19 protein-coding genes are annotated in these 19,659 nt (G+C 65.9%); 1 reads left to right on the top strand and 18 read right to left on the bottom strand.

Going from position 1 to position 19,659, the window contains the following annotated elements:
• Positions 1 to 20: 20 nt before the first annotated feature.
• The 9 genes from H977_RS0122370 to H977_RS0122330 all read right to left on the bottom strand — a co-directional run bounded on the left by H977_RS0122370 (position 21) and on the right by H977_RS0122330 (position 8,314).
• On the bottom strand, positions 21 to 1,004 hold the full coding sequence (locus H977_RS0122370) for an enoyl-CoA hydratase/isomerase family protein (RefSeq protein ID WP_029109963.1): 984 nt from the start codon (positions 1,002 to 1,004) through the stop codon (positions 21 to 23).
• Positions 997 to 2,130 (bottom strand): M24 family metallopeptidase, encoded by a 1,134-nt coding sequence (locus tag H977_RS0122365; RefSeq protein WP_029109962.1) that lies wholly within the window; start codon positions 2,128 to 2,130, stop codon positions 997 to 999. Before H977_RS0122365 ends, H977_RS0122370 begins: the two co-directional genes overlap by 8 nt.
• Positions 2,120 to 3,388, bottom strand: a complete 1,269-nt coding sequence (locus tag H977_RS0122360) for a M24 family metallopeptidase (RefSeq protein ID WP_029109961.1) — start codon at positions 3,386 to 3,388, stop codon at positions 2,120 to 2,122. The genes H977_RS0122365 and H977_RS0122360 overlap by 11 nt, the downstream gene beginning before the upstream one ends.
• Before the next feature lie 61 nt (positions 3,389 to 3,449).
• Positions 3,450 to 4,613: an amidohydrolase family protein gene (locus H977_RS0122355; RefSeq protein WP_036476787.1), complete on the bottom strand. Its 1,164-nt coding sequence runs from the start codon at positions 4,611 to 4,613 to the stop codon at positions 3,450 to 3,452.
• Positions 4,614 to 4,664: 51 nt separating this feature from the next.
• Positions 4,665 to 5,840, bottom strand: coding sequence for a cytochrome P450 (locus H977_RS0122350; RefSeq protein WP_502691197.1), 1,176 nt, complete (start codon positions 5,838 to 5,840; stop codon positions 4,665 to 4,667).
• A 55-nt stretch (positions 5,841 to 5,895) separates the two neighbouring features.
• Positions 5,896 to 6,090, bottom strand: coding sequence for a ferredoxin (locus H977_RS0122345; protein ID WP_029109958.1), 195 nt, complete (start codon positions 6,088 to 6,090; stop codon positions 5,896 to 5,898).
• A complete protein-coding gene (locus tag H977_RS0122340) occupies positions 6,087 to 6,755 on the bottom strand; it encodes a TetR/AcrR family transcriptional regulator (protein WP_231396039.1) in 669 nt (222 codons plus the stop codon). Before H977_RS0122340 ends, H977_RS0122345 begins: the two co-directional genes overlap by 4 nt.
• A gap of 93 nt (positions 6,756 to 6,848) precedes the next feature.
• Positions 6,849 to 7,655 (bottom strand): SDR family NAD(P)-dependent oxidoreductase, encoded by an 807-nt coding sequence (locus H977_RS0122335; RefSeq protein ID WP_029109956.1) that lies wholly within the window; start codon positions 7,653 to 7,655, stop codon positions 6,849 to 6,851.
• A gap of 140 nt (positions 7,656 to 7,795) precedes the next feature.
• Positions 7,796 to 8,314, bottom strand: coding sequence for a CGNR zinc finger domain-containing protein (locus H977_RS0122330; RefSeq protein ID WP_029109955.1), 519 nt, complete (start codon positions 8,312 to 8,314; stop codon positions 7,796 to 7,798).
• A gap of 26 nt (positions 8,315 to 8,340) precedes the next feature.
• On the opposite strand from H977_RS0122330, the gene H977_RS33690 reads away from it, so the two are divergent.
• Positions 8,341 to 9,738 carry an MFS transporter gene (locus tag H977_RS33690; protein ID WP_051289001.1) on the top strand — a complete coding sequence of 466 codons (1,398 nt, stop codon included), beginning with the start codon at positions 8,341 to 8,343 and terminating at the stop codon, positions 9,736 to 9,738.
• On the opposite strand, the gene H977_RS0122320 is transcribed toward H977_RS33690, so the two are convergent.
• The 9 genes from H977_RS0122320 to H977_RS0122280 are packed head-to-tail and all read right to left on the bottom strand — an operon-like array spanning position 9,730 to position 19,588.
• Positions 9,730 to 10,563 carry an alpha/beta fold hydrolase gene (locus H977_RS0122320; RefSeq protein ID WP_029109954.1) on the bottom strand — a complete coding sequence of 278 codons (834 nt, stop codon included), beginning with the start codon at positions 10,561 to 10,563 and terminating at the stop codon, positions 9,730 to 9,732. The two genes, H977_RS33690 and H977_RS0122320, sit on opposite strands and share 9 nt — an antisense overlap.
• Positions 10,560 to 11,141, bottom strand: coding sequence for an NADPH-dependent FMN reductase (locus H977_RS0122315; RefSeq protein WP_029109953.1), 582 nt, complete (start codon positions 11,139 to 11,141; stop codon positions 10,560 to 10,562). Before H977_RS0122315 ends, H977_RS0122320 begins: the two co-directional genes overlap by 4 nt.
• A 6-nt stretch (positions 11,142 to 11,147) precedes the next feature.
• Positions 11,148 to 12,134, bottom strand: coding sequence for a cyclase family protein (locus H977_RS0122310; RefSeq protein ID WP_155946785.1), 987 nt, complete (start codon positions 12,132 to 12,134; stop codon positions 11,148 to 11,150).
• A 14-nt stretch (positions 12,135 to 12,148) separates the two neighbouring features.
• The gene (locus H977_RS0122305) at positions 12,149 to 12,982 is read right to left on the bottom strand and encodes a coniferyl-alcohol dehydrogenase (RefSeq protein ID WP_029109951.1); all 834 of its coding nucleotides are present in this window, start codon (positions 12,980 to 12,982) and stop codon (positions 12,149 to 12,151) included.
• A gap of 29 nt (positions 12,983 to 13,011) precedes the next feature.
• Positions 13,012 to 14,319, bottom strand: a complete 1,308-nt coding sequence (locus H977_RS0122300) for an LLM class flavin-dependent oxidoreductase (protein WP_029109950.1) — start codon at positions 14,317 to 14,319, stop codon at positions 13,012 to 13,014.
• Positions 14,316 to 16,124, bottom strand: coding sequence for an FAD-binding protein (locus H977_RS0122295; RefSeq protein ID WP_029109949.1), 1,809 nt, complete (start codon positions 16,122 to 16,124; stop codon positions 14,316 to 14,318). The genes H977_RS0122300 and H977_RS0122295 overlap by 4 nt, the downstream gene beginning before the upstream one ends.
• Positions 16,121 to 17,044: a 3-carboxyethylcatechol 2,3-dioxygenase gene (locus H977_RS0122290; protein ID WP_029109948.1), complete on the bottom strand. Its 924-nt coding sequence runs from the start codon at positions 17,042 to 17,044 to the stop codon at positions 16,121 to 16,123. Before H977_RS0122290 ends, H977_RS0122295 begins: the two co-directional genes overlap by 4 nt.
• Complete coding sequence (locus tag H977_RS0122285) at positions 17,001 to 18,683, bottom strand: bifunctional 3-(3-hydroxy-phenyl)propionate/3-hydroxycinnamic acid hydroxylase (protein WP_029109947.1); 1,683 nt, start codon at positions 18,681 to 18,683, stop codon at positions 17,001 to 17,003. The genes H977_RS0122290 and H977_RS0122285 overlap by 44 nt, the downstream gene beginning before the upstream one ends.
• A complete protein-coding gene (locus H977_RS0122280; RefSeq protein ID WP_029109946.1) occupies positions 18,680 to 19,588 on the bottom strand; it encodes an alpha/beta fold hydrolase in 909 nt (302 codons plus the stop codon). Before H977_RS0122280 ends, H977_RS0122285 begins: the two co-directional genes overlap by 4 nt.
• Between the last annotated feature and the right edge of the window lie 71 nt (positions 19,589 to 19,659).

The raw sequence follows: 19,659 nt of genomic DNA, 5'->3' as shown, positions 1-19,659 counted from the left end.
GCCGAAAAGCCGTTACGGCGCTATTCGGGTTTGGCCCGGTTCTTCTTGGACAGCCGGAAGTCCGGCGGGAACTTGTTGTCGTTGTCGTTGACGGCAGCCGACAGTCCGGAGTCGATCGATTCGAACATGTCCAGGTCGGCGTCGCTGTCGTTGGCCACGCCGTTACCCATCGATTCGAAGAATGCGCTCAGCAGGCTGCCCATGTACTCGCCCTGCTGCTGCTTGAAGATCTCGAAGAACATCTTCTGCTGAAAGACCGTGTCCACCGGACGATTTCGCGTACATGCCATCGCGTACTTGGCCACCTCGGCCTCGAGCTGATCGCGTGGCACCACCTTGTTCAGGAAATTGCAGTCGTACATCTCCGCAGCGGTGAACGGGCGACCGGTGAACACCATCTCCTGGAACTTGCGCAGGCCCATCATCTGAACCCACGTCCACATCCGCGGGCCCCAGCCGTGGTACCGGAACGACGGGTGACCGAACAGGGCGTCGTCGGACGAGATCACCAGGTCGGCGTCGGCACACTGGTAGAAGTGCCAGCCGTAGCAGTAGCCCTTCGCCTCGACGATGCTGATCTTCTTGAAATCCTGCAACGCGCGGTTGCCGGCCTGGGAGTTGGCGTACCAGGAGCTGATGGTGGCACCGTTGCGAAAAGTTCCCTTCGGCGGGTAGGTCACCTCGCCGACACCGTCGTCTTCCAGCCGCAGTTCGGCCAGCCGCACCGCCGGATTGTCGTTGCCCTCCATGAATTCCGGCAGATCCGCTCCACTGCCGAGGTTGTCGCCGACACCTCGGATGACCACCACCTTCACGTCGTTGTCGGCGTTGGCCGCACGCAGTACGTCGGCATAGCGCAACCGGGCCATCGACGTCGGGGCATTGAGGAACTCCGGCCGATTGAACGTGATGGTCGCGATCTTGGTCTTGGGGTCCTTCTCGTAGAGGATGATCTCTTCGGGTTTGGGCCGCTCTGCGGCAGAGGGCTCGAGTCGCTCAGGCATGTGCCGCCTCACTGTCCGACGGGAGCTGGGTCAGCACTTCGGGACCGTTGGCACCGACCAGGACCGCATCGCGGGTGAACACCGCGCCGACTCCCCGCTCCCAGACGTAGCTTGTGACCGCGAGCACCATGCCCTCTTCGAGGATGTCGGTCTCGGCGGTCGCCCACAGGTTCGGCGACACCACCGGCGGGTCGAATCCCAGCCCGAGGCCGTGGGCCACCGGCATCGCAGGTAGTGCCTCCCCCGCCTGCTGGTATGCATCCAGCAGAGCGCTCGTCGGGTTGCCGGGGCGGCAGGCATCGATCAGCTTCCGCCACAGGTCATCCCGACGTCGGTACAGCGACCGAACCGCATCCGTAGGTTCACCGACACATGACGTGCGCGCAATCTCGGCGACATAACCGTCGGCGAGCACGCCCGCCGACAGCGCCACCAAGTCGCCCTCGCGCACCCGTCCGTCGCCTTCGGCACGTTGCCACGGATGGTCCTTCGACGTCACCCATGCGGCATCCTGCGTGGCCGGAGTGCTCACGCCGCCGGCGGCCTCTGCCTCCAACACCGCGCCGGCAAGGCGCTTCTCGGTAGTTCCCGGGGCCAGCTCGGCGATGCCCTTGGCCAGGCCTTCCTCGGCGACTGTCAGAGCCCGCCGCAGCGCCAGGACCTCCTCGGGAGTCTTGACCCGGCGCGCCGCACGCATCGCCTGCTCACCGTCGACCAACTCCGCGTTCGGGAATGCCATCGGCAGCAGCTTGGCGAACGTCGGCGTCAGGGCGTCGGTTCCGACGCGTCGCGCGGAATCTGCCCCCGCGATGTTCTGCAGCACACCGATCAGGGTCATCGGATTCCAAGCCAGGCCATAGAGATTCTCGTGAGGAATCTCCTCGGGTATTCCCTCATCCCAGGTGCTGTTCAGGTGGATCTCACCGGTGGCTCGGACGAAGGTACAGATCGGCCCGAACGGCCGGGTACCCACCACCCACAACTGCGGGGCGCCCGAGATATAGCGGACGTTGGCCTGTCTACCCAGCACCAGCACATCGAGGTCGTACGCCTCCATCTGTGCCAGGGCCCGCTTCCGACGGCTCACCCGCAGTGCGCGGCCGTCGGCCTCGATTTCAATTCCCACGGGACACCTCATAGGGGTCGTACGGATATTCGGTCAGCGGCATCCAGCCGCCTTCGGTGACGACCACGATCTCCTCGCCGCGGTAGCCTCCGGTACCGTCCTCCCACACCACCGGCTCGAAGACCAGCAACATGCCGGCCGGGAAGACGAAGTTGTCGTCCCAAGCTTGGCCGAGATCTGTTCCGATCATCGGCATTTCGGCTGCACTCGTGCCGATGCCGTGCCCGAGGTAGAAGTGCGGCAGCCACGGCTTTTGTCCGCCTGCAGCCGCGGTCGCGGCACGGCCGAGGTCACCACAGGTGGCACCGGCCCTGGTCACCGAGAGCACCGCGTCGACGATCCGGCTCCACTTGCCGAATTGCTCCTGCTGCGCCGCGGTCGGATCCTGGCCGACGATCCAGGTGCGTCCATGGTCGGAGCAGTATCCGTGGTAGGCGATCGACACGTCGGTCCAGAGCACATCGCCTTGCTGCAGCTCGCGCTCGGTGGTCAGCAGGGGAAGCGCGAGATCGCCGGTGGTGGTCCAGGCGCCTTCGGCTCGCGACGCGGGCATGGCCTGCCAGATCGAGTCGAACATGTTGGTGGTGGCACCGAGTTCGAAAGTGCGGCGCACGAATTCGGCGGACAGATCGATCTGCCGCACACCGGGCACCACTGATTTGTGGATCTCGGCAATGGCCTGCTCGGTGATCTGGCACGCCCGCCGGACACAGGCGATCTGGTCGAGAGTCTTGACGAGTTTGGCTGCACCGACCACCGGGGCGGCATCCACCGGGGCACTGGGGAACAGTGCACTGCCGGCCCGGCGCATCGCGCCGGTCAACTCGTCGGTGGCAACCGTGGCACCCGCGGGCACCAAGCGGGCCAGGACCTTCGCGAATTCCGCCACGCCCTCGTCGAATTCGAGATACACCGGTCCGTGTAGATGGTCATCGGGCAGCCCCGATTCCATCGCCGCGCCCTCACGGAACGGGAGGAACAGGTGCGGGTGTTCGTCATCGGCCAGCACCACCGCGATCGGCCGCTCAACGTGCGACAAGCCCGCGTCGGCTAGCGGCCAGGCGATGCCGGTGGCGTACATGACGCTGCCATTGCCGAGCAGCACCAGCGCGTCCACTCCCTGCTCGGCCATCGCGGTACGCAGGCGGGCACCGACCTCTCGACGCATCCGGGCGAGGTCTGGCTCGTCGGGAATCTCGAGCGGCGTGTATCCGGTTCGCGCGATCTGTGTGACGCCCGTTTGAGTCAGAGCGCTCATGCGGTTGCCTCGCAAGCTCGGCTCCCGCAGGTCAGATCCTTCATTCGCTTGCAAGCTGCGCTCATGCCAGCCCCAGGAACTTCTGGATGTTGGTGGACACGATCTTGGTCGCATCATCGGGGCCGACCGCCTCCACAACGGTGGCCAACGACTTTTCGGAGTAGCCGAAAGTGCTCTCGTTGTGTGGATAGTCGCTCGACCACATCACATTGTCGACACCGATCTGGTCGATCAGCCGCAGCCCGAGCGGATCCACCATGAACGAGGCTGCCATGTGCTTGTCCCAATAATGCCGCACATCGTGCTGCAGCTCGTGGTTGAACATGTGCCGGTAGGAGGCCAGCATGTGCTCGGCATCCTGCAATGCCGTGGGCACCCAGGCGATTCCACCCTCGAACCAACCGATCTTGAGCTTCGGATGCCGATCGAGGATCCCGGAGAAGACGTACTTGGCGAACTGCTCGCGGAACGAGTCGACGTTGACCATCATGCCGACCACGACACTGTTGTTTTCGCACGGCGTCTTGGGCGGGGTCTCGCCGATGTGGTGGCTTACCGGGATTCCCGACGCCTCGATCTCGTCCCAGACCGCATCCATGGTCGTGCTGCCGTAGTCGTAGATGTTGCCCTCGTCGTCCTTACCGGGGTTCAGCGGCAGCAGGAACGTCTTGAGGCCGAGTGACTTCAGCTGCTCAAGGGTGCTGCGGGTGCCGGCGGGATCCCACCAGTTGATCAGCCCGACCCCGTAGAAGTGGCCATCGCTGTTCTCCTGCAGTTCGGCCATCACCTCGTTGTAGATCCGGAACACCCGCTCGCGGATCGCCTTGTCGGGGTAATGGAACAGGGCCAGGACCGCGTTGGGAAACGCGAGCTCCTTGTCGATACCGTCCTCTTTGAGCTCGCGGATCCGGGCGGAGATGTTGTTCGATGCGGCACCGGCGAGATCGTCGTACTGCATGAGCACGCGGCCGAAATCGCCTCCGGTCCAGGCTTTGCCCTTCATTCCCACCATGTAGGCGCCGTCCTCGTACCAGATGCGCGGGGCGGCACCCTTGAGGTCATCGGGGAAGCGCTCGTAGAAGATGTCGTCGGCCACCGAGATGTGATTGTCGGCCGAGAAGACCGTGGTTCCTTCAGGAAGCCCCAGGTCACCGGTCGCGTGGCCGCGTCGATTCTTCGGTGCGCCAAAGCCTTCCGGCGGATAGAGGGTCGTCGAAGCAGTCATCTGTGGTACTCCAATCGGGCTGTAGGGGGCTGAAGGCCGGCTGATCGGCAACTACCACACAACGGGAAGTTCGTAGACGCCGTAGGCGAGGCGGTCGTGCTTGAAGGGCACCTCGTCGAGTGGAATGGCCAGGCGCAGGGACGGGATGCGGCGCAGCAGCGTGTGGAACACGATCTGCAGTTCGGCGCGTGCCAGTTGCTGACCGACGCACTGGTGGCGGCCGTAGCCGAAGCCCAGTTGCTGGGTGGCGTCGCGGCTCAGGTCGAGCTTGTCGGGCTCCGGGTAGGCCTTGGCGTCCCAGTTGGCGGGGGCGAGGTCGATGATGACGCCGTCACCGGCGCGGATCGTCTCGCCGCCGATCTCGATGTCCTCCAGCGCCACCCGGCGCTGGCCGGTCTGGATGATGGACAGATAGCGCATCAGCTCCTCGACCGCGTTGGCGATCACCTTCGGATCCTCGGCGTTACGCAGGAAGTCGGCCTGCTCGGGGTTCTCCAGGAGCGCCAGGATGCCGATGCCGATCATGTTGGCGGTGGTCTCGTGCCCGGCGATCAGCAGGCCGGTGCCCAGCTGGGCGGCCTCCTTGACGCTGATCTCGCCGGCCGTCACCCGCTCGGCCAGATCGGACACCGCGTCCTCGGACGGGTTGGCCTGCTTCTCCTCCACGAGATTGATCAGGTACTGGTGCAGGCTCATCGCGCCCTTCTGCATGGCGTCCGCTGCGGCATAGCGGGCCAGACCGGCGTTGGCGTGCTCCTGGAAGAACTCGTGGTCTTCGTAAGGGACACCGAGCATCTCACTGATCACCACGGTGGGCACCGGCAGGGCCAGTTTGGCGACGAGGTCGGCGGGCTGCGGCCCGGCCAGGACTGCGTCGATGCACTCGTCGGTGATCTTCTGGATGGCCGAACGCAATCCCTCGACGCGACGGAACGTGAACGGCTTGGACAGCATGCGGCGAAACCGGGTGTGTTCCTCGGCATCCGAGGTGAACACCGAGCGCGGCCGCTTGTCCACCGTGGACAGCATGTGCTCGTTCCAGTGCGGGAAGCCCGCGATCCGGTCGTCCACACTGATCCGGGAGTCGGAGAAAAGCGCGCGGGCCTCCTCGTGGCCGGTGATCAGCCACGGCGTGCTGCCGTTCCAGATCTTCACGCGGAACAGGCCTTTGGGGTTCCCCAGCATGGGCGGCGGCGGTGCGAACGGGCACCGCGCGTCGCGCTCCATCGGGTACTCGGGGATGGCTACTTCGGTCACGGTTTCGGACACGTCATTCCTCGGGTCAGTCTTGGATCTCGATGGCTAGAGCTGGGCAGGCCGCCGCGGCGCGGCGGGCATTGTCGGTCTGGTCCGGACCAGGGTTGGGTTCGAGCAGGACGACGACGCCGTCTTCGTCGCGCTGGTCGAACACCTCACTGGCGTTCAGCACGCACTGTCCCGACGAGACGCACTTGTCCTGATCGACAGAGACTTTCATCTGAGGTCGCTTTCGTGAGTAACCGGCGCCGTCCACAGGCCGACGATCGCGTCGATCAGTCCCGATGCCGCGCCCTGCCAGGACGCCCGCGGCACGTTGCCGCCCTGGGCCATCGCACGTTCCCGATCGGCACAGCTGTGCATCAACAAGTTGCGCGCCATGATGTTGCGTTCGGCGCGGACCTCGTCGGGCAGTTCGGGCAGGCAGTTGTTCATTCCCTCGATGACCTGCACCAGCGACTCGGAACTCAGCGCGTCGCGGACGACGATGTTGTGGTAGGCCGGGTCGGTCATCACCTGGGCGGCGAACCTGGCGTACCAGGTCGGGTTACCCAGTGCGGCAAGGTGTTCGGTGAGCGGCTGCACCAGGCAGGCAACCCACTCCCGCAGCCCGGCGGAGTCGCCGGTGTCGGCCACCATCTGCTCGCGCAGACACTCGATCGGTCCGCGGTGTTTGTGCTCGATCGCGCGGACCAGATCGGTCTTGGTGCCGAAGTGGTAGCCGACCGCGGCATTGTTGCCCTGCCCGGCCGCCTCGCTCACCTGCCGGTTGGACACTGCGAACACGCCGTGTTCGGCGTAGAGCCGTTCGGCCGCCTTGAGGATCGCCTCCTGGGTGCCACTGGCCCGGTCGGCCCGCGCGCTCCGACTGGCTGCTGCTGTCACCGTTACAGTCAACGCGTCTCCTGTAATTAAGTCAAGCAGTTGATTTAAATCGACCAGACATCCGAGACAACCGGGTCAGAGGCCCCGCCGGGACTACTTGGCCTTCCGGACGATGACCTTGCCCGCGACGGTGCCGCCGTCGATCGGCAGCACCGTCCCGGTCACATAACGAGAGCGGTCGGTGGCGAAGTAGACCGCCGCCTCGGCCACGTCCTCGACCGTGCCTTCCCGCTTGAGCGGCCGGTCGTTGCGCATCTGGGCCCGGATCCCGGCCTCGAACTCTTCGATGCGCTCACGCTCCTCCGGCGCGGCCGACTTGGCCACGATCGCGGTGCGGATGTTGCCCGGCGCGATGGCGTTCACCCTGATCTCGTAGTGCGCCAGCTCGATCGCCGCCGACTTGGTGAACTGGATGACCGCGGCCTTGGACGCGCGGTACGTCATCACGCCGCCGCCGGCCTGGATCCCACCGATCGAGGTGAGATTGAGGATCGAACCGCCGCCGTGCTCGGCCATGTACCGCGCGGCGTCACGGGTTCCGGCCATGACGCCGAGCACGTTGACGCCCATCACCTTGTGGAAGTCGGCGAGATCGTCATCGAGGAAGCGACGGTGCATCGTGCCCGACACCCCGGCGTTGTTGACCATGACGTCCAGACCGCCGAAGGTGTCCACGGCCGTCGATACCAAACGCCCGACCTGCTCCACGTCGCCGACATCGGTGAAGAGAAACCGGGCGTGCTCACCAAGCTCATCGGCCAGCGCCTTGCCTCGGGCTTCGTCGACATCGCCGATCATCACCTTGGCGCCCTCGGCGGAGAACCGGCGCGCCAGCCCTTCACCAAGACCCGACGCCCCGCCGGTAATGACCGTGACTTTTCCCGCCAGTTCATTGCTCATGTAGGCCGCAAGCCCCTTCCTCGTCAGCCGCATCCCGCGGCGCTTCGCACTCAACCCGGTCAACCACAGTCAGTCAAGCGACTGATTTAAATCGGGCCGGTCGGCGCCCGGACCGTCACTGGCCCGACGAGCTCGATACCTCAGCGCGCTCGCATCCGGTGCCGCCGCACCGCGTCGCGATTGGCGCAGCGATGGCAGCAATATCGCTGGGTACCGGGTCGGCTGAAATCCACGAACGCACAGGTACATTGCGGCGCCGCGCACCGACGGATGCGGTGCATTCCGCGGTCGGTGAGGTACTGCGCGGCCGCGGCGGTGGTCGCACCGGCCAGCGTCGCGGCAAACCCCGCGTCGGGGTCGCGGTAATGCAGATGCCAACCGCTGCCGTCATGGTCGGTGATCGACGGACCGGCGGTGAACCGTGCCAACAGTGCGTTGAGCACGTCGACACGTTCGTGTTCGGTCGCGGCGTCGACGACGCCCTCCCAGGCGCGGAGAAAGTCGCGAACCTCCCGCAGATCTTCGACAGTGGCACGACGCTGAGCAGGCATACCCCGGGCGGTCCAGCGGTCTTCCAGTTCCGCGGGCATCGAAGCGGGCCGGTTGAGCAGTGCGGTCACATTGTCCAACAGCGGCTCGATGTAAGGGTTTACACGCATAAGCCTATTACACCAGGTTGACCCACATGCGTTCCGAACATGAGGTGGCCCATCGGTCCACAACCGACCGGCGCACCGACTGGCGCCCGCTCGTGACATGCTGCCTGGCGACGTTCCTTCTGCTGGCCTACACCACGGTCGTGACGGTCAGCGCGCCGGTCATCGCGCAGTCGGTCGATTCCGGATTTGCCGTGTCGCAATGGATCATCGACGTGTACACCCTGGCGCTGGCCGCGCTCGTGCTGGCCATGGGCTCCCTCGGCGATCGGGTCGGACACCGGCAGCTGTTTCTGATCGGCTTGGCCGGTTTCGGCACGGCGTCGGTCGCTTGCGCAGTGGCAACCACCGGCGGCGTGCTCATCGCCGCCCGCGGAGCCCAGGGCATCGGCGGCGCCGCGATCTTCGCCACGGTTGTTCCGCTACTGACGCTGCGCTACGACGGCCGCGCCCGTGGGGTGGCGTTCGCGGTGTGGGGTGCGGTCGCCGGCGCCGGAAGCACCGTCGGCACCGTTGCCGGCGGCGCTGTCACCGAATTCGTCAGCTGGCGTTGGCTATTCGTGGCGGCAGTCCCGATATGTGCAGTCGCGGTGACGATCGGCGCGATCTCGCTTCCCCGCGAACGTCCGGCGCACACCCGCGTCGACGTCGCGGGAACCGTCCTCCTCATCGCAGCGATGACAGGAGTGACCTTCGCCGTGATCAATGGCGGGGAGCACGGGTGGACCAGCGCGGGCACCATCGGCGGCATCGCCGTGGCCGCTGCAGCGGTGTTGGTCCTCATCCCGGCCCAGCGCCGTGCCGCCCAGCCGGCGCTGCCCGGCGTTCTCTTCGCCACCCGCGGCTTCACCGCCGTACTCCTCGTCGGCTTCGCCTACTACTTCGCCGCGTTCGCCGCACTGCCGGTGCTCTCGCGTTGGCTTCAGGGCTCGCAGCACATGGGTCCGTTGCAGGCTGCGTCGATTCTCTCCATCCAGCTGGCCGCGTTCATCGTCGTATCGTTGGGACTTGGTGCCCGATTGCACGACTCATCGCGCGCGGGGGTCCTGGGTGGCGGGACGGTGTTGACCGGCCTGGCCTGCCTGTCCGGGGCCGCGCTACTGCATTGGCCGTACTGGACCACGTTGATCGTCGCACTCATCCTGAGTGGTATCGGAGCCGGCGTCGTATCCCCCGTGCTGCCTGCGGTGGCCGCAACGTCGGTACCGGCCGAGCGAGCCGGAACCGCCGCTGCCGCGGCCAACTCGGCACGTCAGCTCGGACTCACCATCGGCATCGCGGTCTGCGGCGCGTTGAGCCAGACCACCCGCCCGACACAGGGTTTGGTGGCGGCGCTGATCGTGTCGGGGCTCGTCGCACTGTTCGGCGGCGGCACCGCCGCCGCACTACTGCGCCGCAAGGATGCGTCTCCATCAGTCTCACACTGACGACAGGAAATCCAGCAGTACCGTTGTGAGCGCAGCGGGTTGCTCGATCTGCGGGCAGTGCCCGGCACCGGCGATCACGGCACTTCGGGCGCCGGCGATCTGGCCGGCGATTCCGGCGGCCCAACCGGCCGGCAGCAGCTTGTCACGATCCCCCTCGATGATCATGGTCGGCACACCGATGCGGTCATATGCCCGTTGCGACGACGGCATCGCCGGCGCGTCCAGGCCGGGCCGCCGAAACCGGGCCGCGGCCAAGGTTTCCCAGGCCCCCGGCGCGATGCTCGACTCGTACCGCCGTTGCACGTACGCCTCGTCGGCCGGATAGGCCGGGTCGGCGAACAGAGCGGTGACGATGCGTCGCATCCCGTCTAACGTGGCGTCGTAGTCGTACAACGCCGCCGAATGTTCATTGCGCTGGATCTCCCCTCCCCCGCAGATCGCGGTCAGCGATCGCGCCGGGAGATGCGGGGACTCCGAGGTGGCATCGACCAGCAGGTTGATCGCCCCCATCGAGTTACCCACGAAATGCGCTCCGGTGACGCCGAGTTCGGCGCAGAAGCGGGCGACGTGACGGATTCGCATGCCCCGGCCGTCGTTGAAATCGATGACCTTGGCGCTCTCACCGAAACCCAGCATGTCCGGTGCGAGCACCCGGTAGTGCTCGGCGAGCGCGTCGATGACACGCTCCCAGCCCAATTCGGCCCCCGCGCCGAACTCACCGCCGTGCAACAGGACGACGGGTTCGCCCGACCCTGCTTCCAGGTAACTGGTGATGAGGCCGTCGACGTCGATGCCGCGACGCACGAACGTACGCTGAGCCGTCACCGCGCCCCTCCACCGGACTTGCCGAAGGTCAGCAGTTGGGTGGCGAGCATGTCGAGCTGGCCGCGAACCGTAGTGTCAGCCAATTCGCCTGTCTCGGACCAGATCTTGTCCGCAGAGTTGATCGCCACGCCGAGCGGGGTCGGCCACGCCCGCAACGCGTGACCGATCGAGCGCAGCTGCCCCAGCGTTCCCACGGCAGCCTGCCAGCCGTAGGCGCAGCTGATACAGCCCCACGGGGTGTTGTCCAGGTAGACCCGCGGATCCTCCCGCAGATCCTCGATGTAGTCCAACGCGTTCTTGACCAGACCGGAGATCGCACCGTGATAGCCCGGCGATCCCACCACCACCGCGTCGGCGTCACGCAACGCGGACACGAATTCCAGGGCTGCGGGTGTGCGCTCCAACGAATGTGGTGCGTACATCGGCAGTTCCAGGTCCGGCCCGGCGAACATCCGGGTCGTGCCTCCTTGCCGCTCGACCGATTCCAGGCAGTACCGCACGGCGCGCTCGGTAGAGGAATCGGCGCGCAGGGTGCCACCGAGCCCGACGACGAACGGCACCTTGTCAGTTGACGTCATACTTCCTCACTTGATCGCAATGGGGTTCACCGGCGAACCGACAGCCCCGGTCACCCGCAGCGGCGGGGCGATGAGCTGGAATTCGTATACCCCGTCGGCCGAGCAGTCATCCGCCAGCGCCCCCAGATCCCAGTACTCGCCCAGCATCAGGCCCATATCGCGCAGGCAGAGCATGTGCATCGGCAGGAACGTGCCCTCGACTCCGTTGGCCGGATCGGGATCTTCGACCATCAGATTGTCAGCGGCCACAGCAGCCACCTGGTGGTCGTGCAGCCACGAGGCACAGTGCCAGTCCAGGCCCGATCCGGGCTCTGCCCCGTCGCCGGTGCTCAAGAACCTGGTCCACCAACCGGTGTGCACCACGACGATGTCGCCTGGCGTGATCTCCGCCCCCTGTGCCCTCGCCACCTCATCGAGTTCTGCCGGGGTGATCGGATTGCCCGGTTCGAGGAACGTCCCGGCACCGCGGTGGCGCACCACATCCAGCAGCACGCCGCGCGAGGTGATGCCCTTCCCGTCCACTTTGTCGATGCCGCAGTGGAAGGCGCCGAAGCTGGTGACCGAATCGGCCGGGAAGCCGTTGTAGAGCTTGTCGTCGTAGTAGACATGCGACAGTGCATCCCATTGAGTGGCGGCCTGCAGCGGCATGATGATCATGTCGTCGTTGAAGCGGAACGGGTTGTCGACGAAGAACTCGCTGACTTGATGGGCCACCGTGTTGCGCAGCCACTGCGGGCCGTACTGCACCAGGGTGTTGGCGTCCCCGCCGTCGACCGTCATCACGTGCGTCGGGTTCTGCCGAAACTGGAAAGCTCCCTGCGGTCCGGCCGAGGAGAAGTCCCCGCCGAGCGCGAAAACCTTACCGTGGGTGACCAATGACGCACCCTCGGCAACCTTGTCCGGGGTGATCAGGTTCAGCGTCCCGAGCTCGTCGGCATCGCCCCAACGGCCCCAGTTGCGCACATCGTCAGCGACCTTGCGGAAGTCGCTCATCGTCCCGGCCAAACTCAGCTCCTCTGCTCAGCGTCGGCTACAGCATCGCCCAGCGCCGCCTCCCGCTGGGCGAGAATGCCGCCGTCGGCCCAGATCACCTGCCCGGTCACATAACTTGCGGCCGGACTACCCAGGAACGCCAGGAGAGAGGCCTGCTCGGCGGCCTCGGAGTTGCGGCCCAACGGCGTGGTGAACGAATCCAGGTACTGCTGTCCGTAGGCCGAGCGCAATTGGTCGAGAATGGGTGTTTCGGTGACGCCCGGTCCCGTGCAGTTGATCCGGACACCGCGGGCGCCGAGTTCGGCCACCCGCCGCATCCCGTACAGGATCATCGCTTCCTTGGACAGCCGGTAGCCACCGTCGGACAGCGCCACGGGATGGTCGGCGCACCACTGAAGGCCCTCCTCGACGGATCGGGTTTTGAGCAAACCCGCTGTCGTAGATGCATTTTCGCGGTATCCCGATGCCGCCAACGAGGACACCGACGTGATCGCCCCTCCCCGTTCGATGCGACCCTCAACCGCCTCGGTGAACTGGCGCGTACCCAGGAAGTTGATTCGCACCACCAACAGCGGATCGCCGATTCCGGAAGACACTCCGGCCACGTTGAACAGCGCGTCCACCGGTCCGTCGACCGCTGCGGCAGCGCGGTCGACGGACTCTGGGTCCGCCAGGTCAAGTTCGATGAACTGCTCGGGCAGGTGATCGGGTGGCCGGACGTCGAGGCCTGTCACCCGGGCCCCGAGTTCCCCCAGCATGCGGGTGACCTCGGCGCCGATACCCGACCCACAGCCGGTGACCACGACATGCTTGCCGTCGTAGCGCACCAACTCGCCGGTCGGGGTCACGTGTGCGGTTCCTCTCGGCCGACTACTTCTCAATCCGACTTCCCGCGGGCTTCCTTCTCGGCCTGGGCCGCCTTGACCCGGCCTTCGTTGATCTCGGCCATCGCCTCGGGGATCTCGCCGGCGGTGAACTTGTCGCGCCCGGTGGGCAGTCCGCCGAAGGCGTAGGTCTCGTCGAACAGAGGAGCCTCCGACGGTCGGCGACGCGCCTCGACCTTCTCGATCACCGGCTCGAGGCGCTTGACCTTGTCCGCCACCGCCTTTGCGTCCCGCTCGATGAACTCGGGCAGCACCTCCTTGCCCATGATCTCGATGGACTCCATGGTGCCCTCGTGACTGCGCGGGTTGAGCAGCAGGATGATCTCGTCGACACCACTGGCCTCGTAGCTGCGCAGAAATTCGCGCACGGTGTCGGGCGAACCGATGGCGCCACGGCCGGGACCGTAGGCCAGTGTCGGATCCTCCTTGACCGCCTCCTGGTACCGCTCCCACACCTTGGTGCGGCCGGGCGTGTGCATCCCGGTCAGGTAGTAGTGCATGATCCCGAACGAGAAGAAGCCACCCCCGATACCGAGACGCTTGAGTGCCTCATCGTCGGATTTGGCCACCATCATCGACAGGTCACCACCGATGGCGAGAACGTTGGGATTGATCGCCGGGGTGATGGGGGCGCCCTGCTCTTCGAATTCCTTGTAATACCCGTCAACCCGCTCCTTGAGCGCCTCGGGGCCGGTGTAGGCGAAGCTCAGCGCACCGATCGCCTTCTGCGCCGCCATCTGCACCGAGGACGGGCGGGTGCAGGCCACCCAGACCGGCGGGTGCGGCTTCTGCAGTGGTTTGGGGATGACGTTGCGGGCAGGCATCTCGACGTGCTCGCCCTTGAACCCGGTGAACGGCGCCTCGGTCATACAGCGGATCGAAACCTCAAGGGCCTCTTCCCACATCGTTCGCTTGTCGGCTGGGTCGATGTCGAACCCGCCCAGCTCGGCGACCGAGGAGCCCTCACCGGTGCCGAACTCTACCCGCCCGTTGGACAGGTGGTCCAGGGTGGCGACGCGCTCGGCGATACGAGCCGGGTGATTGATCGGCGGGGGCAGGTGCATGACACCGAAGCCCAACCGGATGTCCTTGGTGCGCTGGCTGGCCGCGGCCAGGAACATCTCCGGGGCGGTGGAGTGGCAGTACTCCTCGAGGAAGTGGTGCTCGGTCAGCCAGACGGTGGAGAAGCCGGCCTTGTCGGCTGCCTCCACTTCGGTGAGGCCGTGCTGGAACAGTTGATGTTCGTCATCCTCCGACCAAGGCCGGGGCAGCGGGAACTCGTAGAACAGCGAAATCTTCATCGGTTTCCTCCTGATGGGTTGCTGACGGTGTCCTGGATCGTCGGATTGGCAGCGGGTGAAACTGGTTGTGCGACAGGCTGTTGGGCCTGTGCGATATGCCTGGCCGCCACATACCCGAATGTCATCGCGGGCCCGATGGTCGCTCCGGCACCGGCGTAACTTCGGCCCATGACCGCCGCCGAGACGTTGCCGACCGCGTAAAGGCCGGTCACGAAGGTCTCGTCGGCCCGCAGGACCCGCGCGTGCTCATCGGTGCGCAGGCCGCCTGAGGTGCCCAGATCCCCGAGGATGATCTGGAACGCGTAGTACGGCGGCCTGCCGAGCGGGCGCAGATTCGGGTTCGGCAGCGTCGGATCTCCGTAGTAGTTGTCGTACGCGCTGTCGCCACGGTTGAAGTCGTCGTCGTGGCCACCGTGGGCCAACTGGTTGAACCGTTCGGCGGTGGCCCGGAGATTGGGCGCGGGCACCCCGATCTTGCCGGCCAGCTCCTCCCAGCTGTGTGCCTCGACCACGACGCCGGAATCCAGCCACGCCTGAGGAACCTTGCGCCCGGTGGGAACCGGGGCGAACGGAATCTTCGGGATGGGCAGGTGCCCGGCCACCACGTACCGGTGGAACGAGTCGATGTCGGTGATCAGCCAGCACGGGATGTGCTCGATACCCGACTGCTGCCCCTCGATCATCGCGTGGGCGAAGTCCATATAGGGGGCGGCTTCGTTGATGAACCGCTTGCCCTCTCCGTTGACCACGAACTGTGACGGCATCATCCGCTCGTTGAGCATGAACTGCAGCCGTCCGTCGGGCCAGCAGATGGCCGGGAACCACCACGCCTCGTCGAGCAGTTCGGTGGCACCGCCAACCTTTTCGCCGGCCCGGATACCGTCGCCGGTGGCCGCCGGATTGCCGAAGCTCCAGTCCTTTTCCAGTACCGGGAGGTGCTCCTTGCGCCACGCGATGTCGTGGTCGAACCCGCCGGAGGCCAGGATCACACCGCCGGTGGCCCGGATCCGCAGCGGTTTACCGTCGCGTTCGACGACAGCGCCCAGCACCGTGCCGTCCGGACCGGAGATCAGCGAGGTCATCGGCGCATCGAGCCACAGCGGGATATCGTGCTGTTGGAGCGCCATCCGCATCCGGGCGGCCAGGGACTGGCCGATGGCCGCCATCCGGTCACCGAACACCCGGGCCCGCACCATCCGCCAGATCAGCTTGAGCAACACTGCTTTGCCGCGCCAGTTCTGCCGAATCTGGTAGAAGAGGCGAAGGTCCTTGGGCGCGAACCAGATTCCCTTGGGCGCCAGCGCGAGCGGAGCGAGCAGTTCCTTCTCGTGCTCACCGAGCTTGCGGAGGTCGATGGCCGGGACATTGATCGTGCTGCCCTGCGCGGAACCACCGGGCAATTCGGGATAGTAATCGGCGTAGCCCGGCTTCCAGACGAACTCGAACCAATCGCTGTTGTGCTCGAGGAAGTCCATCATCTCCGGTGCGGCCTCGACGTACTTGCGCAACCGGGCATCACTGACGGTGCCGCCGGTGATCTTCTTGAGATAGTCGAACACCCCGTCCGGCGAGGGGACATAGCCGGCCCGGCGCTGTGACGGCGCTCCCGGAACCCAGATCCCCCCGCCCGACAGGGCGGTGGAACCGCCGAAATGGGAGGACTTCTCGACTATGAGCGTATCGAGACCGGACGCGTCGGCGGCCAGCGCCGCAGTCATGCCGCCACCCCCCGATCCGACGATGAGCACGTCCACCGTTTTGTCGAACGCCTGCCCGGCAGTCTGTGCACTGGTGTCTGAAGTCATGCTGCGATTCCTACCGCCGTCCTGATTGCGAATCCTGCGATCAATTCCGGTGCCGCCCGGTAAAAGTGGTTTCCCGTCCGGTACGGCCCATTGGCTTTCAGCGCCGCGAAGGCGGCCACCCAGGTACGGATCTCGTGTGCCGAATTGCCCCCTTCTGTAGCGATGAAGGCGTTGGACCAGCTGTCCAGATCCGTCAGGCGGCCCTCGTCGAAGACGTCCAGCAGGGCGTGATCCCATTCGGGGTTCAGCGGCCGCAGTGCACTGTCACCGTGCGCGAAGTCATGAGCGGCCTGACTCACCGCGCTCTGGCGGGCCATGCGCTGCTCGGCAGTCATCGGGACGCCGTGCACGATCCGGTCCATCGCCGCCGGAGGTGCTGTGGCCAACGTCGGCACCGGCGGATCATGCGACAGCCCACCGGAACCCAGCACCAGCACCCTCTTGTCGAGGGTCGACAGGTAGGCGCCCACGGCCGCGCCCAGCGCACGGGACCGCGACAGCGGACCCAGCGGGGTGGCGACCGAGTTGATGAAGATCGGCACGATGGGACACGCGGTCGCCTCGCCGAACAACTCCTGCAACGGCTGCACGGTGCCGTGGTCGACGTCCATGCTGGTCGAGATCGCGATGTCGACGCCGGACTCCCACAGCGCTTCTGCGCACTGCTGGGCGATGTCACCGGCAACGTTCAGCGCACCCTCGTATGTCCCGTAATCGCCGACTCCGGCGGCGGCAGTGCCGATGCAGAACGGGGGCATCAGCCGGTAGAAGAACCCGTTGTAGTGATCGGGTGAGAAGGTCACGACCAACTCAGGGTCATAGTCGGCAACGAACTCGCGGGCACTGCCGACCGCTGACCTGATCTCGTCGAGGAGCTCAGCCGACGGTCCCGGAAGATTCAGCAGTGGGCTGTGGGACATACAGCACAGGGCTACTGGCACCGTTCACGCCTCCCTCCAGCACATGCAGTACGTCGAACACGGCCTTGCTCAGCTCGGGCGCACGCTGGGCGATGTCGGCACCGGCGATGCACCGGTCCGGACGCAGCACCAGCACCGATTCGGCGTGCACGTCGAACCAGGATTTGAGCGCACCGGTGCGGTCGCCGACGATCACCACGGCGCCGTCATCGCCGTCGGCGTCGTGCCCGGTCCAGAACAACTGGGTAAGTGGTCGGGCCGCAATGAACTTCGCGCCCAAGGCTTTCCACCGCTGATAGGTCTGCTCGCCGAGCAACGCGCGCGGGTTGTTGTTCCAACACAGCACTGCGAAGTTCAGTCCGATCACGTCGTCGAGCAGCACGTTGGTCTGCTCACGGGTGTCGACCCGGGGCTGGATGAACAACGTGCCTGCCGGTGCGTCCGGCGTCGGTGGCTTCGGGTGGTAGACCGCACCCTGGTCGTAGCGGGGCATCGGCTTGAACCGCATCTCCAGCACATAGCGCTTGAGTGCCGGTACCACCGAGGCACCGCGAATCAACTTGTCGCGCACCGCCGCAACCTTGCGGTTGGTCGGCGAGATGACGCGCCCCACCAAGGTGGAGAGATCGATCATGGCCCGCGCGTGCTTGCGGCGCTCGGTGTCGTAGCTGTCCAGCAGTGCATCGCCGGCCTGGCCATTGACCACCGCGGCCAGCTTCCAGCCGAGGTTGGCCGCATCCCTGATGCCGCTGTTGTAACCCTGGCCCTGCCACACCGGCATCAGATGCGCGGCGTCACCGGCCAGCAGGAAGCGGCCCTTGCGGAAGTTCGCGGCGATACGTGAATGGTGGGTGTAGACCCGGCGACGGATCACATCGACCTTGTCCGGATACGGCACGAACGGGGCGAGCAGCCGAGCCACGAACTCGGGATCCTCGGCCTGCTCGTCGGTTTCGTCGGCGTGGATCATGAACTCGAACCTGCGGATGCCGTGGGCGATCGAGATCGAGGCGTACGGCCGATCCGGATCGGCGCCCACCTCGCTGTTCGGATGTCCCAGCGGATCATTGGCCAGATCGACCACGACCCAGCGGGTCGACGAGGTGGTGCCGTCGAACGGCACACCCATCAGTCGTCGGGTCGCACTGCGCCCGCCATCGCACCCCACCACATAGCGGGCCTGCACCGTGGGCCGATCGGGACCGAACTCCACCGTCACACCCTCGGCGGTTTCGACCGCCGTTTCCATCCGGCGACCCCAGGCCACCTGGACGTGCCCGAACCGGTCCAGCCCGGCCAGTAGCTGCGCGTCGACCAGTGGCTGCACGAACCCGTTTCGCTTGGGCCAGCCGAATCGCGCGTCAGGAGGGGCCATTTCGGCCAGCAGCCGGCGGTGACCGTCGTAGAACCGGAGGATCTGGTTGGGCACGGTGTGCGGGAGGATCTCCTCGACCAGCCCGATGGATTGGAAGGTGCGCAGGGATTCGTCGTCGAGCCCGACGCCCCGCGGGTAGTCGATGAGGCTGTCGCGTTCGTCAACCACGAGGGTGCGGACACCGTAGATACCAAGGATATTCGCCAGGGTCAGGCCGACCGGCCCGGCCCCGACGATGACGACGTCGGCCTCTTGGTCGCTCACGCGCGGTCCAACAGGAAGTCCAGATGCAGCTTGTTGAAGGTCTCAGGGTCTTCGTACTGCGGCCAATGCCCACAGTCCGGCATCACCTCGAAACGCGCACCGGGAATCATCGATGCGATACGCCTACCCTCGCTGACATCGGCGGTCGGGTCGTCACTGGTCCACAACACCAGCGTGGGCGCGGTGATCGACCCGTACTCCCTCTCCCCCAGCAAGTTCCGCGCACGGATCTCCGGATCCTGCAGGGCCATGATGTCGCTCATCGCGGCGACGAAACCGGGCTGGCGGTACACCGCCTGCCGACTCGCCACGATGTCGTCGTAATCCTTGGTCTTGTCGGCCATCAACCATTTGATCCGAGCCTGCACCGTCTCCCAGGTCGGGTTCTCCGCAGCCGCCATCGACAGCGTGATGATCCGCTTCATCACGTCGGGGTCAGCCTGTGACCCACCCGCGGTGTTGAGGACCAGGCGGTCGACGCGGTCCGGATGATCAGCGGCGGCCCGCGCAGCCACCCAGCCACCCAGCGACTCGCCGGAGATGTGGGCCCGCTGCGCGCCGATCGCGTCGAGAAAACCGATGAGGTGATCGACGTAGTGCGCGACCTCCAGCGGGTGGCCGGGCTTGTCGGTGTAGCCGTGCCCGAGCATGTCGATCGACCACGTCGAGAAGTGCGCGGCATGAGATTCCAGATTGCGCACATAGGCCTCGGCATGGCCGCCCGACCCGTGCAACAGAACCAGCACGGGCCGATTCGGATCACCGGCATGCAGGTATCGGGTGCGTACGCCGCCCACCTCGATGTAGCCCTGCGAGAACGCGACACCCTGCAGGTCAGCCCACACGCTCTCGTGCTCGGTGGCCGAAACGGAATCGGATGCCGGCCCGGCGGCAGTGCTTGTCATGTTCCCCTCTCCGGAGGTTGCGAGAATGATATTCTCCGAATTTGTAAGCACTTTGCTCATATAGCGCACAC

Source organism: Mycobacterium sp. URHD0025, from assembly GCF_000426065.1.
Lineage (GTDB): Bacteria > Actinomycetota > Actinomycetes > Mycobacteriales > Mycobacteriaceae > Mycobacterium.
The sequence above is the reverse complement of the archived record's forward strand: the minus strand, read 5'-3'. Positions and strand labels throughout refer to the sequence as shown.

What these genes read in the sequence shown, in the direction of transcription:
- H977_RS0122295 (WP_029109949.1), bottom strand. Translation starts at nt 16,124, where the DNA reads ATGACTTCAGACACCAGTGCACAGACTGCCGGGCAGGCGTTCGACAAA.
- H977_RS0122370 (WP_029109963.1), bottom strand. Translation starts at nt 1,004, where the DNA reads ATGCCTGAGCGACTCGAGCCCTCTGCCGCAGAGCGGCCCAAACCCGAA.
- H977_RS0122310 (WP_155946785.1), bottom strand. Translation starts at nt 12,134, where the DNA reads ATGAGCGACTTCCGCAAGGTCGCTGACGATGTGCGCAACTGGGGCCGT.
- H977_RS0122280 (WP_029109946.1), bottom strand. Translation starts at nt 19,588, where the DNA reads ATGACAAGCACTGCCGCCGGGCCGGCATCCGATTCCGTTTCGGCCACC.
- H977_RS0122300 (WP_029109950.1), bottom strand. Translation starts at nt 14,319, where the DNA reads ATGAAGATTTCGCTGTTCTACGAGTTCCCGCTGCCCCGGCCTTGGTCG.
- H977_RS0122350 (WP_502691197.1), bottom strand. Translation starts at nt 5,840, where the DNA reads ATGGAGCGCGACGCGCGGTGCCCGTTCGCACCGCCGCCGCCCATGCTG.
- H977_RS33690 (WP_051289001.1), top strand. Translation starts at nt 8,341, where the DNA reads ATGCGTTCCGAACATGAGGTGGCCCATCGGTCCACAACCGACCGGCGC.
- H977_RS0122315 (WP_029109953.1), bottom strand. Translation starts at nt 11,141, where the DNA reads ATGACGTCAACTGACAAGGTGCCGTTCGTCGTCGGGCTCGGTGGCACC.
- H977_RS0122330 (WP_029109955.1), bottom strand. Translation starts at nt 8,314, where the DNA reads ATGCGTGTAAACCCTTACATCGAGCCGCTGTTGGACAATGTGACCGCA.
- H977_RS0122335 (WP_029109956.1), bottom strand. Translation starts at nt 7,655, where the DNA reads ATGAGCAATGAACTGGCGGGAAAAGTCACGGTCATTACCGGCGGGGCG.
- H977_RS0122360 (WP_029109961.1), bottom strand. Translation starts at nt 3,388, where the DNA reads ATGAGCGCTCTGACTCAAACGGGCGTCACACAGATCGCGCGAACCGGA.
- H977_RS0122290 (WP_029109948.1), bottom strand. Translation starts at nt 17,044, where the DNA reads ATGTCCCACAGCCCACTGCTGAATCTTCCGGGACCGTCGGCTGAGCTC.
- H977_RS0122345 (WP_029109958.1), bottom strand. Translation starts at nt 6,090, where the DNA reads ATGAAAGTCTCTGTCGATCAGGACAAGTGCGTCTCGTCGGGACAGTGC.
- H977_RS0122355 (WP_036476787.1), bottom strand. Translation starts at nt 4,613, where the DNA reads ATGACTGCTTCGACGACCCTCTATCCGCCGGAAGGCTTTGGCGCACCG.